General features: G+C 55.8%; 19 protein-coding genes. 8 read left to right on the plus strand and 11 right to left on the minus strand.

Annotated features, from left to right (window positions below; translation table 11 throughout):
- Positions 1–79: 79 nt before the first annotated feature.
- A complete protein-coding gene (gene mgtE, locus HUV30_RS12195) occupies positions 80–1,540 on the minus strand; it encodes a magnesium transporter (RefSeq protein ID WP_174405714.1) in 1,461 nt (486 codons plus the stop codon).
- A gap of 162 nt (positions 1,541–1,702) precedes the next feature.
- Between mgtE and nadC the strand changes: the two genes are divergently transcribed.
- The 4 genes from nadC to HUV30_RS12215 are packed head-to-tail and all read left to right on the plus strand — an operon-like array spanning position 1,703 to position 5,646.
- On the plus strand, positions 1,703–2,575 hold the full coding sequence (gene nadC / locus HUV30_RS12200) for a carboxylating nicotinate-nucleotide diphosphorylase (protein WP_174405715.1): 873 nt from the start codon (positions 1,703–1,705) through the stop codon (positions 2,573–2,575).
- Positions 2,576–2,591: 16 nt separating this feature from the next.
- Positions 2,592–3,626, plus strand: coding sequence for a quinolinate synthase (locus tag HUV30_RS12205; RefSeq protein WP_243452168.1), 1,035 nt, complete (start codon positions 2,592–2,594; stop codon positions 3,624–3,626).
- Between the two features lie 36 nt (positions 3,627–3,662).
- Positions 3,663–5,246 carry an L-aspartate oxidase gene (gene nadB / locus HUV30_RS12210; protein WP_174405717.1) on the plus strand — a complete coding sequence of 528 codons (1,584 nt, stop codon included), beginning with the start codon at positions 3,663–3,665 and terminating at the stop codon, positions 5,244–5,246.
- Between the two features lie 28 nt (positions 5,247–5,274).
- Complete coding sequence (locus HUV30_RS12215; RefSeq protein ID WP_174405718.1) at positions 5,275–5,646, plus strand: hypothetical protein; 372 nt, start codon at positions 5,275–5,277, stop codon at positions 5,644–5,646.
- Between the two features lie 68 nt (positions 5,647–5,714).
- On the opposite strand, the gene HUV30_RS12220 is transcribed toward HUV30_RS12215, so the two are convergent.
- The 3 genes from HUV30_RS12220 to HUV30_RS12230 all read right to left on the minus strand — a co-directional run bounded on the left by HUV30_RS12220 (position 5,715) and on the right by HUV30_RS12230 (position 8,081).
- Positions 5,715–6,140, minus strand: a complete 426-nt coding sequence (locus HUV30_RS12220) for a hypothetical protein (RefSeq protein WP_174405719.1) — start codon at positions 6,138–6,140, stop codon at positions 5,715–5,717.
- A gap of 103 nt (positions 6,141–6,243) precedes the next feature.
- On the minus strand, positions 6,244–7,629 hold the full coding sequence (locus HUV30_RS12225; protein WP_205245216.1) for an MFS transporter: 1,386 nt from the start codon (positions 7,627–7,629) through the stop codon (positions 6,244–6,246).
- A 2-nt stretch (positions 7,630–7,631) separates the two neighbouring features.
- The gene (locus HUV30_RS12230; protein WP_174405720.1) at positions 7,632–8,081 is read right to left on the minus strand and encodes a MarR family winged helix-turn-helix transcriptional regulator; all 450 of its coding nucleotides are present in this window, start codon (positions 8,079–8,081) and stop codon (positions 7,632–7,634) included.
- A gap of 188 nt (positions 8,082–8,269) precedes the next feature.
- On the opposite strand from HUV30_RS12230, the gene HUV30_RS12235 reads away from it, so the two are divergent.
- The gene (locus tag HUV30_RS12235; RefSeq protein WP_174405721.1) at positions 8,270–8,902 is read left to right on the plus strand and encodes a nitroreductase family protein; all 633 of its coding nucleotides are present in this window, start codon (positions 8,270–8,272) and stop codon (positions 8,900–8,902) included.
- Between the two features lie 71 nt (positions 8,903–8,973).
- Here the strand turns inward: HUV30_RS12235 and metF are convergent, their stop codons facing one another.
- Positions 8,974–9,849 (minus strand): methylenetetrahydrofolate reductase [NAD(P)H], encoded by an 876-nt coding sequence (metF, locus tag HUV30_RS12240; RefSeq protein WP_174405722.1) that lies wholly within the window; start codon positions 9,847–9,849, stop codon positions 8,974–8,976.
- A 290-nt stretch (positions 9,850–10,139) separates the two neighbouring features.
- On the opposite strand from metF, the gene HUV30_RS12245 reads away from it, so the two are divergent.
- The 3 genes from HUV30_RS12245 (at position 10,140) to HUV30_RS12255 (ending at position 11,787) form a co-directional block, all read left to right on the plus strand.
- Positions 10,140–10,382 (plus strand): hypothetical protein, encoded by a 243-nt coding sequence (locus HUV30_RS12245; protein WP_174405723.1) that lies wholly within the window; start codon positions 10,140–10,142, stop codon positions 10,380–10,382.
- 44 nt (positions 10,383–10,426) lie between these two features.
- Entirely contained in the window at positions 10,427–11,395 is a 969-nt protein-coding gene (locus HUV30_RS12250; RefSeq protein WP_174405724.1) for a phosphodiester glycosidase family protein, read from the plus strand.
- 86 nt (positions 11,396–11,481) lie between these two features.
- A complete protein-coding gene (locus HUV30_RS12255; protein WP_174405725.1) occupies positions 11,482–11,787 on the plus strand; it encodes an FmdB family zinc ribbon protein in 306 nt (101 codons plus the stop codon).
- A gap of 128 nt (positions 11,788–11,915) precedes the next feature.
- Here HUV30_RS12255 and HUV30_RS12260 read toward each other — a convergent pair whose 3' ends face one another.
- The 6 genes from HUV30_RS12260 to HUV30_RS12285 form a co-directional block, all read right to left on the minus strand.
- A complete protein-coding gene (locus HUV30_RS12260; RefSeq protein WP_174405726.1) occupies positions 11,916–14,783 on the minus strand; it encodes a chemotaxis protein CheA in 2,868 nt (955 codons plus the stop codon).
- Between the two features lie 140 nt (positions 14,784–14,923).
- A complete protein-coding gene (locus tag HUV30_RS12265) occupies positions 14,924–15,292 on the minus strand; it encodes a response regulator (RefSeq protein WP_174405727.1) in 369 nt (122 codons plus the stop codon).
- 9 nt (positions 15,293–15,301) lie between these two features.
- Positions 15,302–16,030 carry a chemotaxis protein CheW gene (locus tag HUV30_RS12270; RefSeq protein ID WP_174405728.1) on the minus strand — a complete coding sequence of 243 codons (729 nt, stop codon included), beginning with the start codon at positions 16,028–16,030 and terminating at the stop codon, positions 15,302–15,304.
- On the minus strand, positions 16,027–16,803 hold the full coding sequence (locus HUV30_RS12275) for a ParA family protein (RefSeq protein ID WP_174405729.1): 777 nt from the start codon (positions 16,801–16,803) through the stop codon (positions 16,027–16,029). Before HUV30_RS12275 ends, HUV30_RS12270 begins: the two co-directional genes overlap by 4 nt.
- A gap of 41 nt (positions 16,804–16,844) precedes the next feature.
- Positions 16,845–17,723, minus strand: a complete 879-nt coding sequence (locus tag HUV30_RS12280; protein ID WP_174405730.1) for a CheR family methyltransferase — start codon at positions 17,721–17,723, stop codon at positions 16,845–16,847.
- Positions 17,724–19,652 carry a HEAT repeat domain-containing protein gene (locus HUV30_RS12285; RefSeq protein WP_174405731.1) on the minus strand — a complete coding sequence of 643 codons (1,929 nt, stop codon included), beginning with the start codon at positions 19,650–19,652 and terminating at the stop codon, positions 17,724–17,726. It lies immediately after the preceding gene.
- Between the last annotated feature and the right edge of the window lie 23 nt (positions 19,653–19,675).

Genomic DNA, 19,675 nt, shown 5'->3' on the forward strand with positions numbered 1-19,675 from the left:
ATAGACCCATCAACACCAATAAAAAGGCCGCTTCCCCGGGGAAGCGGCCTTTATTACATTTGCTATAAACCTGTCGGCTTCAGAGCAGAACAAGCGAGGCAAGCCCCAGAAAGATGAAGAAGCCTGCGCCGTCAGTAAGCGTAGTCAGGAATATGCTGGAAGCCTGAGCAGGGTCACGCCCCAGTTCCTTCAGAATAAGCGGAATGGATGCCCCGGCAAGCGCTCCCAGCAGCATGTCCAGAGCAAGTGCTACGGACATGACCTGCGCAAGGCGCAGATTGTGGGTAAAGCCGAATACGGCGAACATAACCACAATACCGATAATCAGACCACTCAAAAGCCCGATTTTGGCCTCACGCAGCACCGCGACCCACGACTTTCTGCGGTCGAATTTCTCAACGGCGAGCTGCCGGATCATAACGGCAAGTGCCTGCTGCCCGGTGTTACCCGCCTGGTTGGCCACAATGGGCATCAGCACGGCCAGAATGGCCATGGATGCAATGGAGCCTTCAAACATGTACACCACGCAGGCGGAAATCGCCGAGTTGAACATGTTCACCAGCAGCCATGGCAGGCGCACCTTCACGGATTCCAGCCACGGAGTATCCACGGTTTCGTCCTGACCGGCACCCACCATGCCGAGCATGTCTTCCGATGCCTCGTCATGGATGATGTCGATGACGTCGTCGTACGTTACAACACCGAGCAGACGCCCTTCGTAGTCGACGATTGGCAGTGCCATGAAGTCGTATCGGGCAAGGGCATGAGCCACTTCTTCTCTGTCCACGTCAAAGAGTACGGAGATCAGGCTCTGGTCGGAAAGTTCATTCTTGAGAATCGAACCGGGACGGCACAGCAGAAGGTCGCGCAACGACAGCACGCCCGCAAGACGCTGCTTTTCGTCCACGATGTAGGCGTAATACGGAATTTCCTTATCTTCCATCTCGCGGCGGATGTGCATGATGGCCTGATCCGCAGTGAGGTGGTCATTCAGGATGATGATTTCCGTGTTCATGACGCCGCCCGCAGTGTCCTCGTCAAAGGACAACAGGGTGCGGATTTCCTCGGCGTCTTCGGCTTCGACGAATTCGAGCAACTTGTCACGGTGCACGCTGTCGAGTTCACTCAGAACGTCTGCCGCATCGTCAGGAGACATCTCGCCCAGGATTCGGGCCGCAACGTCGGGATCAAGGTTCTGCAGAATGTCCGTCTGCGCGCGCTCTTCCATTTCGGCAAGCGCTTCCGCGGCATCTTCCGCAGTAAGACGGCGCATCATGCAGACCTGCTTCTCAAGCGTCAGGTTCTGGATGTGCTCGGCCGCGTCCGCGGGGTGGGCAAATTCCTCTGCTGAGAGGCCTGCCACTTCCTCGCGACAATCGACTATATGTATGGTATTGTCAGCAGCGCCGCCCGAGGAATCGTTGGAACCACCGGGCGGAGTGTCGGCCGCAACAGGAGCGGCCCCCCCTGAAAGGGTATCGGGAGCAACTGCTGGCGCTACTTCAGGTTCTGTGGGAGTTTTCTTGGGAGTATCGGTCATAACCTGTGTCCTGCCGGAGTTGCTTTCGCGTGTTGCAACCGCTGCCTCAAGATTGCTTGACGAAACGGTTACAGGCACCTAAACACGCAGAGAGAAGAAATAAGACTGCCGCTCCTCACTCGGCATACAGCCTCTATCATTAAGACGTCTCTATCACAATCCATGAATATTGAAAAATTTTCCAGCTTCTTTCAGGGCGAGGCCCTACGCTTCCTTGAAGAAGCCATCGAACTTGCTCTTCGTGAAGATGGCCGCGACCTTACCTCGGAAGGGGTATTCCCCCCCGACCACAGGCTCGGTGCCAAAATCATCGCCAAGGAAGACACCCTTGTTGCGGGCCTGCCCATAATACCGCTGGTCATGGAACGTTGCGGCCACGGCGAATGGTCATGGAAAGCCTTTGTCCATGACGGCGACCTCGTAGCCGACCGCACTGTCGTGGCCACCATCGAGGCAGACGCAGCCCGCCTACTCAAGGCAGAGCGCATCATCCTCAACTTCATCACCCACATGTCGGGCATTGCCAACCTCACCCGCCGCTATGTTCAGGCGCTGAGTGGAACAGGTACCCGTCTTCTGGATACCCGCAAGACCCTGCCCTGCCTGCGGTATCCCGAAAAATACGCGGTGCTTGTGGGGGGCGGCCTGAACCACCGCAAAAACCTTGAGGAAATGCTCATGCTCAAGGACAACCATGTCGACCTTGCAGGGGGCATAACTCCTGCTGTCAGCAAGCTGCGGGCAACCTACTCACCCTGCCCCCCCATTGAAGTAGAGTGCCGGACCCTGGCGGAAGTGCAGGAAGCCGTGCTTTGCAAGGTGGAGCGCATCATGCTCGACAACATGGATACCGCGCAGATGTGCGAAGCGCTTGAGCTCATCCCCGAATCCATAGAAACCGAGGTTAGTGGCGGAGTCACTCTGGAGACCATACACGCCCTTGCGAGCGCATCGACCAAAGGGCCGGATTTCATCTCCGTGGGCAGACTCACCCATTCCGCTCCGGTAGCGGACTTCAGCATGCTCGTTCAATAAGATAAGGATGCCACACATGACCACACATTCCGAAATCATACGCCGCCTGCGCGACGAACTGGGTGATTCCCTTGTCATCATGGGCCACCACTATCAGTCAGACAGCGTGATTCAGCATGTAGACCTGAAGGGCGATTCGCTGGAACTGGCGCGCAAGGTCGAATCAGTGCACGCCGAGCATATTGTTTTCTGCGGTGTCTACTTCATGGGAGAATCCGCAGCCCTGCTCGCCCGTGAAGGCCAGAATGTGTATCTGCCGGAACCCGATGCGAACTGTGTCATGTCGCAAATGGCTCCCGCAGCGCGGGTAGACAAGGTGCTGACCAGCCTTGCGGCATCCGGCAGAACCATCGTGCCCCTCACCTACGTCAACTCATCCGTGGGTGTGAAGGCCGTATGCGGCAAACACGGCGGTTCTGTGTGTACCTCTGCCAACGCAGAAACCATGATGCGCTGGGCAATGGATCGCGGCGACGCCGTGCTCTTCATTCCCGACAAGAACCTTGCCCGAAACACGGCCAACAGGCTGGGCATTGCCCAGTCCGACTGGCACATGCTGGATATCAGAAAAGACGGCACCGCAGTTGATCTGGAGACTGCCAACAAGGGCAAGCTGCTGCTGTGGCCCGGCCTGTGCGCCATTCACGCCCGGTTCAACCTGCGCCAGATACAGACCGCGCGTGACACGCACCCCGGCATTACCGTTGTGGTGCATCCCGAATGCTCGCCCGAAGTCGTGGCGCAGGCAGATGCGGCAGGTTCCACGTCCTTCATCATCAATTACGTCCGTCAGGCTCCCGAAGGCGCTGCAATAGCCATAGGAACCGAAATCAATCTTGTGGAACGTCTCGCCAAGGAGTATGCAGGGCGCAAGACCATTGTGCCGCTTCTGGAAAGCAGCTGCTCGCACATGGCCAGTGTAACCGAGGATAAACTCTCCATCACCCTGCAGGAAGTACGCAACGGCACTGCCGACCCCGTGCGCATTCCCATCGGGTTCACTGAACACGCCCGCGCCGCGCTGGAACGCATGCTCAAAGCCTGCGCCTAGCTGCGGGCTTTCATCATTCAAAGGATCATTTCGCACATGACCACCTATCGTCACACAACCCCCGTTCTCATCATCGGTTCCGGCATCGCGGGATGCACCACGGCTCTTTCGCTCGCCGACAGCGGTGTGGAATGCACGCTCATAACAACCGGAGACAGACTGGACGGAGGCAACTCTGCCCTTGCACAGGGTGGCATTGTGTTCAAGGCGGAAGAAGGCGACCCAAGACTCCTTGAAAAGGACATTCTCACAGCCGGTCACAACCGCAACTACAAGACTGCCGTGCGCTATCTGTGCACACGCGGTCCGGAATCGGTGAAAAGGATTCTGGTCGAGCGCCTGAATATTCCCTTTGCCCGCAGCAAGGACGACTGCGAATGCGAATGGGACCTGACCCGCGAAGGGGGCCACGGCGTTCCCCGCATCCTGCACTGCGCGGATTATACCGGACGCGCCATCATGGACGGTCTTGTGGCGGCGGTTCAGGCGCACCCCAATATCACGGTGCTAACCAACCGCACGGCTGTTGACCTGCTCACCAGCCACCACCACGCGCGCGACCTTGAATTCCGCTACCAGCTCAATAACCAGTGCGTCGGTGCTTACGTCTTCAACGAGCAGCTCAAGCGCGTGGAAACGGTGCTGGCCCACTACACGGTGCTGGCAACAGGCGGTGTGGGGCAGATATACCTGCACACCACGAACAGCGCATCATCCATCGGCTCCGGTCTGGCCATGGCCTACAGAGCCGGTGCACGCATACACAACGCCGAGTATGTGCAATTTCACCCAACGGCACTCTACCACCGTTCCGACAGACGCTTCCTCATCACTGAGGCCATGCGCGGCGAAGGAGCACGGCTGGTGGATGCCAAGGGCGCTCCCTTCATGCAGCACCACGATGCCCGCGCCGACCTTGCCCCCCGCGATATCGTGGCACGCGCCATTGTGGAAGAGATGCTCAAGAGCGGTGAAGACTGCGTCTACCTTGATACCAGCGATGTAAAGCACGACCTCGCCACCCGCTTCCCCACCATTTTCAGACGTTGTCTGGAGCTCGGCATAGACATCAAGAGTCAGCCCATTCCTGTCGTACCCGCTGCCCACTATTTCTGCGGCGGCATTCTGGCCGACCCGAGGGGGCGCACGACCGTGGAACGCCTCTATGCCGTCGGCGAATGCAACTGCACGGGGGTTCACGGGGCCAACCGTCTGGCTTCCACCTCGCTGCTTGAAGCCCTCCTCTGGGGTCAGTCATCCGCTGAAGACATCAGCAAACGCATTAGCCGCAAGATCAGCAAGCGCCTGAAAGACGCCATGCCCGACTGGGACCCCGCCGGAGAGGAACACAACGACGACCCGGCCCTCATTGCGCAGGACTGGGCGCGCATTCGCCATACCATGTGGAACTATGTGGGCATAACCCGCACCCAGAGCCGCCTGAGCCGTGCCGTCGAGGACATGCGCGAGCTTTCCAAGAACGTACACGATTTCTACAAACGAACCCCGCTTTCAAAGCGGCTCATAGATCTTTTCCACGGATGTCAGGCCGCCCATGTCATCACCCTTGCTGCCAAGCGCAACAAGGAGAGCATAGGCTGCCACTATCGCGTGGACTAACCCATTCCGACCCTACAAAGGTGGATCAATGACATTTACGGAATTCAGACTGTTGCTTGGCAACGATTGGGGGCTCATGCTCCTTTCCTGCATTCTGCTGTACATGTTCATCCTGCGCCTACGCCGCGCAGGTGGCTTTCTGGGCATAGCCGGAACCGTGGGCACTTCGGTGCTGCTGGTCATGCTGCTCTGGATGCAGTGGAACAAGTATACGGTAGGTCAGGAAATTCTGAGTATCGTCGCGCAGCAGTCTGCAGGCTATCATATCATCAATATGGAGCAGAAGCCTCTTGCTTCTCCCCGAATACTCGAAGTGAACGGCATGCGTTACGTGATAGACGCTGCCCAGCAGCATCAGACCCGCTACCTGCCATGGACGCTTATTGCCCTGCCGCAATAGTCCATCCGCCAACTGCGGCTATCTCTGCACAAACAAACGGCCCGTCATGCGACGGGCCGTTCTTGTGTTCAGCGACAGGTATATGGATCGAGAATTATGATCATATATGAGGTAACAACGTTCCGCATTGCAGGAATGGCGTGGGCGGTTACCTGTGTTCTGCCTTCACCGAACGGTGCAAAATCAATCCACGCATCCACACGAAAAGTTCTGGCATCCACCTGACGACCCCAGACAATCTGTCTTGGCTCGCCCTCTTTCGCCGGTTTCATCCAGCGGGCATTACCGCACCGTGCCTGGTACTCAAGCAGGTTGCTTTCTATTTCATCTGTGGAAAGCAGCAGCACCTTCTGCGTGGTGGAATATTGCTGCGTTCGCTCCTCCACAATGGGAGAAGTGAGACACCCGCCAAGAATCACCAGCAACAGCATTGCCGGCAACGTGCGAAAGTACGCCCTTCTGCGGTAAAGGAAGTCAGCCCATGCGTGAATCATAGCAACGCCCCTTTCCTTGAACATAGTACAGGAAAAGGGGCGTGACCAGACGGAATTTAACAGCAATACTCCGGCATTGCCTCAGATCGCACAAGCCTGCACATTATGCGGCCTTGGGACCACCCAATCTGCCGAGCGAACACAGCACACCAAGAGTGCAGAGACCGGCGAAAATGCCCAGCGCAAGCTGCATGCTTTTCAAAAAGGCGGGATACGTTTCCACGGATATGGCATGACCGCCCAGCAAGATGGAGAACACCACCGTAATGATGGTCATACTGGTCATCATGCCCAGCGTGCGCATGCTTGCTACAAGCCCCGAAGCAACGCCCAGATAGCGCGATTCAACACTGCCCATGATAACTGTCGTATTGGGAGACGAGAACAGGGCAAATCCGGCACCGAGCAATGCAAGCATGCCGTACAGCACCCAGATGGAAGTAGCTTCGTTCACACTTGCCGCAATGACCAGCCCCCCAACGCACAAGCTCATGCCCACGGTGGCCACGTTGGCCGCGGGATAGCGGTCTGCCAGCCTGCCGCAAAAAGGCGAAAGCCCGGCCTGCACCAGAGACTGCACCATGAGCACGGTTCCTGCTTCTGCCGGAGTCATGCCCTTTATGTACTGAAGATACAGGCTCACGAAGAACGCAACACCGAACGTAGCAGCATAGTTGAGCAATGCTGCAAGGTTGCTGAACGCAAAAACCCTGTTGCCCTTGAACAGTGACACAGGCAGCAGAGGATATGCCTGGCGGGATTCAAACATGACGAAACCCACAAGCCCGGCCACACCGGCAACCAGAGCGGCATACGCCCACACCCCGAAGTCGAGGTTGGAAGCACCCGCTATGAGTACCAGTATGGAAAATGCGTAGATGATGCTCCCCTTCCAGTCGAAGGGTTCCCTGACCACGTCACGCACTTCAGGACGCAGACGGAACGTGGTCAGCAGAAACGCGGCAAGGCCGAGCGGGACACAGAGCAGAAAGACGTAACGCCATCCGAGATGACTGACGATAACTCCGCCAATAAAGGGGCCGCACGACACGCCCGCATACACGCAGGAAACGGATATGCCGAGCGCCCTGCCCCGTACGCTGACGGGAAAGGCTTCCACTATCATGGCAACGGATGTGGCCATGACCATGGAGCCGCCCACGCCCTGCAGGAAGCGAAGCACGATTATGCTCTCGGCAGACCAGCCAGTGGCAAGAATGCCGCCCATGCAGGTAAAAAGTGCCAGACCAAGCTGAAATACACGGCGTCGGCCATACATATCCGCCAGCTTGCCCATGGAAAGCAGAAAAATGGAGGCAGACAGCACATATACCGTCTCCACCAGCCCCATTTGCGTTGCCGTTGCATGAAATTCCCTTCCCATGGTCGGCAGAGCAATACCCACCGCCGACATCATGAACGGCATGAGAAAATGCGCCACGCACACGACAAACAGCGTGGCCCTTTGTGATGAAACCTGATTTTCCACTCTTAATCACCATCTGCGGCTGTTTTGCTGACGAGCATATTCGTGATCATGCGATCAAGAAATTCGAGGGCCATCGGTCGTTCGCGTTCCGAGAAACCCGCGCCAAGGGCCTCAGTGAGCGCATTCAGATGACAGAAAAACTCTTCCCTGCGGACTCGTATATCTTCAGCCAGAAACACCAGTTTCTGCCTTTTGTTCTCCATATTAACGCGCCTGACAATGAGGCCACTCTGCTCCATGCGTGCAAGCTGCCGTGCCGTAACGCCCTTGTCTATGAACAGACGCGAGGCCAGAACTTCCTGCGGCACGCCCTCTTCATGAAACAGTTCTGCCAGAAAAGGCACCTGCCCCTGCTCTATGCCCATTTCGGACATCCGTTCCCGGATAAAACGGGCCACGAGCCTGTGCAATGTGCTTATGCGATAGCCGAACGATGTTCTTCTCGAATGCATGGACCCTCCATTGTTGCCAAGGCAACAGACAGCTATATTCGAGTCGCCTTCAAGTCAAGCCTCTTTCCCGCCGAGCCGACCGGCATCTTGAAGAGGCTGGTCTTTTATCCCGAAATTTGTATATGATACGTAGAAAGGACGCCGGAGAATCCGACGCACACGAATAACGGCGAAGAATGGAGCCATCCATGGAATTCAGCACAATTCTCGAACGCAGACGGGCCATCAATTTTTTCGATCCTTCGAAGGATGTCCCTCAACCTTTGCTTGAACAAATAATACAGGACGCCAGCCTCACACCTTCCAGCTACAACCTGCAGCCATGGAACCTGATTGCCCTGCGGGAGCTGGATGACAAAATGCGCCTGCGCAAGGTGGCCATGAACCAGCCCAAAGTCAGCGAAGCCCCTGTGGTGCTGATTGTTCTGGCCGATACGGGCGGCTGGGATAAGGGCCACCCCGCCGTTGAAAGGAACTTTGAAGAAATGCTCAAGGCGGGCAGCATCAAGCCCGAACGGCGCGACTGGTTTTACGGGGCCTGCGCCAAACTCTATGGCAAAAGCGCCGAGAGCCAGCTGGCCTTCGGCCTGAAGAATGCCGCCTTCTTCGCCATGTCGCTCATGTATGCCGCCGCCAATCTGGGCCTTGATACCCACCCCATGGACGGCTTCGACCACGACGGCGTGATGCGCGAATTCAATATTCCCGCGCGGTACCGCATACCACTGCTCATGGCTGTGGGGTATTTCAACGAAGAAGAGAAGAAGCCCGCTCCCAAATGGCGCAAATCTCCGGCAGACATTCTCGTACGATTCGATTAAGCGCCGCAAAACAAACGCCCCGTTCCGACAAGGAACGGGGCGTTAACATGTTCATGGCGTAGCTGAAAAAACTACTTCAGCCCTACCCTGTCGGCAATCTCAAGGCACATACCGGCTTTGTTCAGGGTATACAGATGAATGCCGGGGGCACCACCGTCGATCAACCTGCGAATCTGGTCAACCGCAAAGGCAAGACCGGCTTCCTTCACTGCGGCATCGCCGCCCTTGTCGTTGGCCTCTTCAAGCGCAAGGTACAACTTGCCCGGAATGTTGGCCCCGCACAACGTAAGGATACGGCGGACAGAGGCAAGGCTCTGAATTGGCAGAATACCGGGAAGTACAGGGGTGTTTACCCCCATGGCCCGCAACTGCTCAACAAAGCTGAAATATTCGCGAACATCAAAGAACAGCTGGGTAACGATGAATTCGCTGCCCGCGTCCACCTTCACCTTTGTAAAGGCAAGATCGTCGCGGAAGGTCTGCGATTCAGGATGTGCTGCGGGGTAGCCGGCTGCGCCTATACCAAAATCCGGACAGCAGGTACGGACAAAGGAAACAAGGTCCGAAGCATATTTGAATTCCTGATCATCCCAGCTGAAATCACCCGTACGGGGAGCATCGCCACGCAGCGCAAGAATGTTGTTCACACCCTCGGCGCGCAGGCGCTGCAGAAAATCGCGAATCTTTGCGCCGTCAGCACCTACACAGGTCAGGTGCGCCATAGGCTCTATGCCTATCACATTCTTGATATGCGCAGTAATTTCAAGCGTGTTGTCCTGCGTTGATCCGCCTGCGCCATAGGTTACCGAGGCAAACAGAGGGTTCAGTGCCTTGAGCCGCTCAACAGTACGGAAGAAGGCCGGCCAGTTCTCACGTTCCTTCGGCGGGAAGAACTCGAGAGAATAAAACGGGGTACTCCGGGCTTTGATAAGGTCTATGATCTTCAATGTTCTATCCTCGTAAGATTGCGGAGCTTGCGTTGCGAAACAGCGCGAAGAGGTGAGCATCCGGCTTCCTGAAAACTATTCGCTGTTTCACGATCGATGTCGAACCATATATCAGGAAATCTTGATACGTCAATATCTAATTATGTTGATTCCTGCAAATAGCATTTCCTCAAGCTGGACATTGAATGGACGGAGATGTACGTCTCAGAAAACGACCGCTGATTCTGCGGGGATATAAGCATTTCCCCGTTTGCGGGCTATTCCGGTATAACTCTGAAACAGGACGAGATATGTATATCTGGCAAGTTCTTCTTCTCCTTCTGGCTGCGACGGTTGCCACCTACGTTCACCTTCGCCCTCAATCGGGCTCCATGGTTGGCCATCTGCGCAAACTGATGATATGGTTCTTCCCTTACGCATTCATTACTGTAGGACTGTGCGCTCTGTTCCTTCAGGCCGCATGGGTTGCCGTGGTTTTTCTGCTCAGCGCAGCAGCGTGCTTCATCCTCTTCCTGAAGAAGGATCTGAGCTAACAAAGGTTGGCACAGAACGTCTCCCCCCAGCAAGGCACAAACGCATGATTATGGCCGGCAAGCGCAACACCACGGAAAACTCCCGGAAACACCTTTGCTCCTTCCTGAGCTGGTGTCTTCTGGTCTTTCTGCTGGTCGGCAGCACCGCCCACGCCGCCGAACCATGGATAGAGCTTGAACCCGGACTCAACCTGGCCTCTTTTCCGGCTTACATCCCGAGCGGTCCCGATGATGCTTATCTGCAGAAAGATGCCATCACCGTTCTACGCATTCAGCCGGACAAATTCGAATTCGTGCTGCTCACCAGTTCTGAAAAAGGCACTCAGCTCACCCCTGCCCAGTGGGCGGAGCACAATGGCCTCACGGCTGTGATCAACGCATCCATGTATCTGCCGGATAACCGCACCAGCACGGGCTACCTGCGCAACGGCGATCATATAAACAACGGCTATGTCAACAAACGCTTCGGTTCTTTCTTTGTGGCCTCGCCCGTGGAAAACGTTGCAGACAACACCACAAACAGCACCCTGCCGACCGGTTCACGTACAGCCCCACAAAGCAACGCAACACTGCAGACCAACAGCACTGCACAGCCCACGCCTCTGCCTCTTGCCGCCATACTGGACAAGCAGGCTGATGACTGGGAGCGCCTCATCAAGCATTATCGTATCGTCGTGCAGAACTTCCGCATGATCAATGCTGCCAGAGTCCCCCTGTGGCCGGAAGACGGAGATGCCTTTTCCATCGCCGCTGTTGCCATGAACGATACGCAGGACATTCTCTTCATCCACTGCCGCCCTCCGCTGACCGTGCGCCAACTGACGGACTCCCTGCTGGAACTTCCTCTCGGCATCGTGCGGGCCATGTATGTTGAAGGCGGGCCACAGGCCAGCCTGCATATCAGAACCGGGTCCATGCGCAAAACATGGTCCGGCAGACACGCAAGTGACTTCTGGAGCGGTGCGCAAACGGAATGGATGCTGCCCAACATCCTTGGTATACGCAGACGATAGGCCCTAACCTGCGTGCGAAGGTTGCCTTACCCGCCAAGAGGTATTAGGTTTCCCCCATCTGAACGAGACAGCCTGAGGAGTTTTTCATGCCTTTATATGATTTCATGTGCCGCGACTGCGGTGAGATATTCGAAGAGATTGCCAGCCCCGACTGTACCGGCGGAGAACCCTGCCCTTCCTGCGGCAGCAAGCAGACAGACCGCAGACTCAGCGCCCATTGCGCCATTCCCGGCTCCGGTGTGAACCGCCTTCCTTCCGGCCTGCTGCGTGGCGGCGGTGCAAAGATGGAAAAAGTTCCCATGCCCAAAAAGGCTATTCCCCAACGACCGAAGATGGGGGGATGCCCAAGTGCAGGCGGATGCCCCGGTGCCGGTGGCTGCAGCGCCAAGTAGATTTGAACCCAAAGGCCGGAAGCGTGATTCCGGCCTTTTTCATGCCCAAGCGCCTGTGCCGCACTCAATTGCAGACATAAAAAAGGCCGGAACAGTGTTCCGGCCTGATTTGTTGCAGTAGCCTTGCCCTACATGGCCTTGGACGTGGCCAGCAGGTATATTTCGTGCGGATCGAGAATCAGGATAACCGAGCCGTCTCCCATGATGGTGGCACCGGATATACCCTTCACGTCCCCAAGATATTCGCCAAGGGGCTTGATAACTATTTCCTGCCGCTCATGCAGCTTGTCCACCACTATGCCCAGCCTGCGCTGGTTGTCGTGGATAACCACAACGGAGAGAACCTCGGGCTGCTCATCCGGTTCCGGCAGTTCAAGAAGTTCTGCCATGCTCACAATACCGAGCACTTCGCCACGCAGGGTTACAGCCTTGCGTCCCTTCACATCCGTAAGGCGACGGGCCTCGATCTTGGTGGTCTCGGAAACGGCATCCAGCGGAATGGCGTAGTTTTCACCGGCCACATTGACCATCAGCGCATCAATAATTGCCAGAGTCAGCGGCAGAGACAGCGTGAACCGTGTGCCCTTGCCGACTTCTGAAGAGATGGTAACGCTGCCCTTCAGGTTCTTGATGTTGGTCCGGACAACGTCCATACCTACGCCACGACCTGAAATATCCGTAATCGTCTCGGCAGACGAGAAGCCCGGAGCGAAGATCAGTTCCATGGCTTCACGGTCATCAAGGTTCTTCGCCTCTTCAGGGGTGATGACCCCCTTGCGGATGGCGACTTCGCGCATCTTTTCAGGATCAATGCCCTTGCCATCGTCTTCGATTTCAATGGCCACCGAGTTGCCGCGGTGATAGGCACGCAGCCAGACCTTGCCCTTTGCGGGCTTGCCTGCGGCAATGCGCACATCTTCCGCCTCTACACCATGGTCCATGGCGTTACGGATGAGATGGACAAGCGGGTCGCCGATAACTTCAACCACGCTCTTGTCCAGTTCCGTTTCCTCGCCTTCCATGATCAGGTCCACTTCCTTGCCGCTCTTGCGGGAAAGGTCGCGCACAAGGCGCGGGAAGCGCGAAAACACGGAAGACACGGGCACCATGCGGACTTTCATGATGGTGTCCTGCAGGTCGTCGGAAATTCGGGCCATGGCATACGTGGTTTCAGTAAGGTTCTGCGCCACGTCGGCCACGTCCACATCCTGCCCGCTTTCAAGATGCCGTGCGAGCATGGTATAACGGTTCCGGTTGATGATGAGTTCGCCGATGAGGTTCATCAGGTGGTCGAGTTTCTCATGATCAACACGGATGGTTGATGAAGATTTACCCTTGCTCTGGTCCGCCCCTTGAGCCGGCTGATTCGAAGGAGGCGAAGCAGGAGCCGCAGGTTTGGCCGGTCCCGGCTTTGCAACCGGTGCAGCGGGCTTGGGCTGGGCTGCTGCTGGCTTGGGAGCCGGTGCAGCCGGTTTGGGAGCGGCCGGAGCCGCAGGCTTAGGCTGCGGCTTTGGTTCCGGTTTGGGTTCCGGCTTGGGTTCCGGCTTCTTTTCCTGCTGCGGAGCAGGCTTGGGAGCCGGAGCAGCCGCTTCGGCCTTGGGAGGCACGACAGCACCAACGGCCACAGGAGCACTAGTCATCCTGCTCTTGTCTATGCCCAGCTTGTCCAGTTCTTCGCCAAGCATATCGAACATGATTTCGATTTCCTGCGACAGAATGGGAAGCATAAGGCTGAAATCAAGATCGCTGTTGCGTGCGTTATCCACCAGCCCTGCCGTACGCCCTGCATGCACCTTGACGGCTTCAAAGCCCATATAGCCGCAGGAATTCTGCACAGTCGTGAGGCTGCGGAACAGCACGTCGATGTAATCCCGCTGTGATCCGTCCTTTTCCAACTCACTCATGGCCAGCTCAATGGCACCGTTCTGCTGTGAAGTGGTGGACAGGAAAAGTTCAATATCCTCTGCATCCAGCCCGCTTTCGCCTTCTCCGGCCACTTCGGGTTCCGGGGCGGTATCGGCAACAGGCGCAGGGGCCGCAGCCTCCTGCCTTCCTCTCACAGGAGCCGCAATAACACCTTCATTCACGGCCCTCTGCAGCACAGTCACGGCATCCGTGATAACAAGCGGGATCACGGTACCGGTAGCCGGATCAACCTTGGCCACCAGGCTCTCGATGATATCGACGACGAACAGCAGAAGGTCTATCAGCCCCTGTGTTACCGCAAGCTCTCCCTTGCGGGCGCGGTTCAGCAGGGTTTCGGCCTCATGCGTGATGCTGTTCAGCTCATTGAACCCGATAATGCCGCTGTTTCCTTTCAAGTTGTGGAAATAGCGGAAAATATCGTTAACCAGTTCTCCCGGTTCCAGAGGGTTCTTCTCCAGTTCCAGCAGGCCGCTGCTCAAACTCTCAGTCATCTCGCGCGCTTCTTCTATGAAATCACGGAGATGGCCTTCGCCGAAAGCGGTAAGCGCGTAGGGTGTGCCCTCTTCCATTTCAAGAGCCACACTGTCTACCGAAATGCCTTCCACAGCCGGAGAAGCTTCTTCAACTGCCGCCTTTTGGGCGGGAGCTTCAAGAACTGTAGGAGCAGGCGCAGGGTCACCTGCAAGCAACGCATCAAGCGTGTGGATGATGGATTCCGTCGCCACCTCTCCCTCGCCACCCTCGGTTTCCAGATTGTCTATCATCTGGCGCAGGGCGTCTGTAGCCGAAAGGATTACATCCATGATTTCGGCAGTTACGCTCATATCACCCTTGCGCAACTCGTCCATGATGTTCTCGGCCTTGTGCGCAAGGACGTTTATCTTATTCAACCCCAGAAAGCCGGAGGCCCCTTTGAGGGAATGCATGGGACGGAAAATTTCGTTGAGCAGGGATATGTTTCCCGGCTCTTTCTCAAGCTCAAGAAGGTTAGGCTCGATGGTTTCGAGATGCTCTTTCGCTTCAATAATAAAATCAGCAAATATTTCCGGATCCATGAAATCTTGACTCATGTCGCATCCTCAACGTTGGAGAGCCCTGCTATTAGCGAACAATAACCAACTGTTTTTTCAAACTCTTCACACCCATCGATCAAACATACAGTAAAAATGCCTGTTGTTGCGACAACATATCGGCATCTGAAGAAAAAAGCTTAGCCCAAAAGCATTTTTACGTTCTTGACCATCTTCTCGGGCTGCGCCGGCTTTACCATGTACAGGTTCGCGCCAAGGCTCATACCCATCTGAATATCCTTGTCCTGTCCTTCAGTGGAAAGCATGACAATGGGCAGATCCCTGTATGCATCCTGCTCCCGAACGGTCTTGATAAAGGTAAAACCATCCATACGGGGCATGTTCACGTCGGAAATGATAAGGTCGATACGGTCAGCGGAATAGAGCTTCTCAAGCCCGTCCAGTCCGTCTTCAGCCGTGGTCACCTTAAATCCTTCTTTTTTCATGATGAAGGCCACAAGGTTACGAACAGTCTTTGAATCGTCTACAATAAGAATATGCTTGCTCATTCCGGCCTCCTAAATCTGAAGCACGCTATCGACTATATGGTCAACCGAGATTATTCCTATCAGTTCATCCCCGGACTTCATAAGACCGGAAATGAAGTCTACATTCACGCCCAGATGCGACTCAATGGCCCAGTCGATCATGTCCTGAGTGGCCCTGTACATCGTGTGCACCGCTTCGATCATCAGGCCCAGCTGCAGCCCGTGCCTGCGGCACACCACAATGAACTGGTCCTGATTCTCCTTTGTCGAAGGAATGCCGAGCAAGTCGCGCAGACGAACAAGAGGCGTAACCCTGCCGCGAAGATTGACCACACCGGCAATGAACGAAGGTGCGGTGGGCAATCTGGTGGGCGGCATGTATCGCAACACTTCCTGCACAGTCATGATCGGCACGGTAAATTCCTGCGATCCCACATAAAAACTGACAAGCTGCAACTCGGGCGCATTTCGCAGCTGTTCTCCGAGATCAGGTTCCCTTTCGATAACGGGGCCCGCAGGCCTGCCCTTTCCCTGCGCGGCGGCAGGCGGAACGGCCGATGAGGGAACGTTCAGTCCGGGTGCGGCAACCGCTTGCGGCTGCACGGGTTCCAGCCCGAGCTTCTTCAGCGCCGCAGCCTGATCCATGCCGAGGTATTTCTGCATGAAAGCAAGCTCGGCAGGAGTGAATTGCCCTTTGTCGCCGGGAGGAGTTGTTTCGAACTCCTGATCCTGAAAATATTCTTCCGGTGTCTTGATCATAATAACGCCACTATCTCGTTTGCGAGGAGCTCATACCCTTTTGCCCCGCGGCATTCCGGGTCAACATCAAACACAACCTTGCCAAGGGCGCTCGCATCGCGAAAACGCGTATCTATGCCTATGATCGTTTTGAACATGTTGTCGCCCATCTTCTTTCCCAACAGCTCCAGAACTCTGCGGCAGGCTCCTGCTCGTTTATCGTACATAGTCGGCAGTGCGCGATACCGAATGGGTTCCGGCAACACCTTGTTCAGCAGGCGAATGCTGTCAAACAACAACTTCAGACCGTGCAAAGCCAGAAAATCCGTCTGGATGGGAATAATCAGCAAATCACAGGCAACCAGCGCATTGATCTGCAAAAGCCCGAGTTGCGGGGGACAATCCAGAATGATGTAGTCATAATCATTACGGACCAGCTCCAATGACAGCTTGAGAATGCCACCCTTTCCCGGTCTGTCCCGCAGATCGCCTTCCAGCTCGGAAAGCCGGATGGAAGCGGGAACCATATCGAAGATCTGTGCTTCCTGCCGGTAGCGTATTTTCTGCCAGACCTCCATCCAGTTTTCTTCCGGACTCGTGAACAAATCATACACAGAGTGTTCAATCGAATCAGGATAATACCTCTGATGCACCGATGCACAGGCATGAGGGTCAAGGTCCATGACCATGACTTTTTTGCCCATCCTAGCCAGCGCAGCTCCCAGAGACAGGGCAGTCGTGGTTTTGCCGACACCGCCCTTCTGATTTGCCACCGCCAGAATTTTACCGTTCATTACAGCACCCCTGCAGCCAGAAGTCAGACACTCTTCCTCCGTTACTCCAGTTTCCTGTAAACGATGGCTCCCTTGTGGTGTTCCGGCTTGAAGGCCCGAGTGATGTTGTGCAGCGACTCGGAGTGTCCGATAAGCATGGAACCGCCGGGCAGCAGGTTGTCGTAAAACGAACCGATAACCTGCTTCTTCATGTTGTCGTCAAAGTAAATGATGACGTTACGGCAGAAAACGATGTGAGAAGGTTCCACACGTTTCAACTGCATGCGGTCGCTCAGGTTGATCTGCCCGAAGTTGACAAGACGCTTCACTTCCGGATTCACCTTGTAGGTCAGGTCCGTCTGGGTGAAGTAGCGCGAGACCACTTCCTTCGGCGTCGTCCGCAGGGCATATTCAGTGTAAATCCCTCTGCGGGCAGACATGAGCACGGCTTCGGAAAGGTCGTTGGCCGAGATCTTTATGTCCCAGGTGGCGATTTCAGACTTCAGCACGTCATGAAGGATCATGGCGATGGTGTAGGGTTCTTCGCCCGTGGAGCAACCGGCAGACCAGATGCGGAGCTTCTTCTGCCGTTTCTTGCGCAGATCATCCAGAAGCGGAGGCAGAACGCTCTCTTCAAACACCTTGAGCTGAGGAGGATTTCTGTAAAAGCTGGTTTCGTTGGTTGTTACCACCTCAAACAGCTTGCTCAACTCCTGACGCTTGCTCGCATCGTAGCGCAGGAAGTAATAGTATTCCCCGAATGTCTTGAGATTCAGATCCTTGAGCCGGTTGGCGAGACGATTCTCGATGAGGTATTTACGGTTGTCCGCAATGTAGATGCCGCACTGTTCGTAGATGAAATCGCGAAGTTGTCGGAACTCATCGTCGGACACCTTCTGGTCCTTCTTCAAGGTTATCGTCTTCGAAAACAATGAAGACATCTACTCTCCCTCCCCTTCGTTCTGCCGGATCTTTTCCGCGGCTTCCTGCGCGGCCTCCTGCAGTTCCTGATCGCCTGAATCCATAAGAGCCAGCAAAGACCGGAAAGCAGCCTTGCCGCCTATTTCACCCAAGGCCTCAATAGCCTTCAGCCGCACAAGCGGACTAGTGGATTCGAGCAATTCGATCAGATTAGGCACCCCGCTCTTGCTGCGCCTCTTTCCGAACGCTTCAATGGCACGGACTATGACCCAGTCGTCGGTATCTTGAAGGGCTTCTATCAGATAGGGTTCCACACCTTCCGAAGTGCAGCCGCCGATAAGGTCCACAAGGGCAAGACGAACCTCGCGGTTTTCATCATGCAGGCGCGGCACAACGAGTGCGAGTCTGTCAAAGTCGCACAGACACCCCTGGAACAGGGATTCCAGTGCAATTTTGCGGATATCGGGAACCTCATCTTCAAGTGCGGCTGTGAGAATTTCGAGATTTTCGTCCACTCCCAGCTTGCCAAGGGCATATACGGCCATCATGCGCTGAATGGGGTCGGGGCTGTTGTGGTAGAAACGGAAACGCTCAACCATGCCGGGATCTTCCAGCGCGATGCATGCTTCCAGTGCGGCTTCCTTGACGTCGTCATAGGGATGCTCAAGCATGGCAAACAGCTGGTCACCGCTTTCCACAGACCGTATGCGTTCGCCGAGGAAGTACAGAGCCGCCTTGAGCACATTTCCATCCCTGTGACGCTCAAGCACATCAAGGAAAAAGTCTTTGGCGCCTTCATCGGCCTTTTCGGCAAGAGCGTGGATAATGGCACGCTGCTCATCCCGGCTTTTGTTCCAGAATTCATCCATGAGCAGCTGCACAGCTGCCTTGTCCTCCATATGCAGGATGGCTTCCACAGCAATACGCACGGAAAATTCGTCGCCCGAACGGACAACGTTTTCCAGAGCGGGATTGAAGCCGATGGAGGCGATACTCTGCACAAAGGCAAGCAGACGTTCGTGGTCCCTGTCGGGGTCCAGCGTTGATGCCAGCCGCAGAAGCTCCGCAGAGGCTTTTTCTCCCCCCACATAACCAAGGCCGAGAACTGCTGCGTCCTGAATATCCTCGTCTTCATCTTCGAGCGCCGCCAGCAGGTACTGGCGGAACTTGTCCCGCTCCTTGTCCACCAGCAGATTGAGCGACTTGCCGCCCAGAATCTGCACAATGGCCTTCACAATCTTGTTGCGCAGAGGGCCGGGGGATGAATCGAGCCGTTTCATAAGCACACTGACAGCCTTGATGTTCCCCATCTCGCCGAGGGCTTCCACAATCATGGAGCCGACAAGGTCGGAACTTGTATCAAGAGCACGGGCCAATGCGTTGACCGAAGAATCCGCGCCTATTTTCGACAGCGCTTCAATAACGGAAAACTGCACCCATTCCTCATCCTTCATGGCCTTGTTGAGACAGTCAGCCGCATCAACGAATCCAAGAGTGCCGAGGCTGACCGCAGCCTGATACCGCACGTTGACTTCCGGGTCCTTGAGCAGAGCCTCGCACAACGGGGCCACGGCTATACGGTTATCCGACGTACCCAGAATATCGGACATGAAGATGCGGATATCGGGATCGTCGTCATGCAGAAGATCAATCAGCGTCTGCAGGTCATGGGCACCCACCTCGCGCAGGATATCCATGGATATATTTCTCAGGGGTGCGTCGTCGGAACGCAGCAGGGGCACAACCGCCTGCACGACAGCATCGCCGCCGATCTGCCTCAGGGCTCTGTCGGCCGCTTCCTGAACGCCCAGATTGGAACTCCGTATGTGCCCTGCAAGCAACGGGATGGCTTCCGTCATCTTCGCCTGCCCTGCGGCAAAGGCTGCCTCACGGATCTCCGAAGGCTCTGAACTGTTCAATTGCTTCATTATATCGATGTGCTCAGACATGTCCCCATCCTTACTGCAAGGTC

The sequence above is a fragment of the Desulfovibrio subterraneus genome, from assembly GCF_013340285.1.
Taxonomy (GTDB): domain Bacteria; phylum Desulfobacterota; class Desulfovibrionia; order Desulfovibrionales; family Desulfovibrionaceae; genus Halodesulfovibrio; species Halodesulfovibrio subterraneus.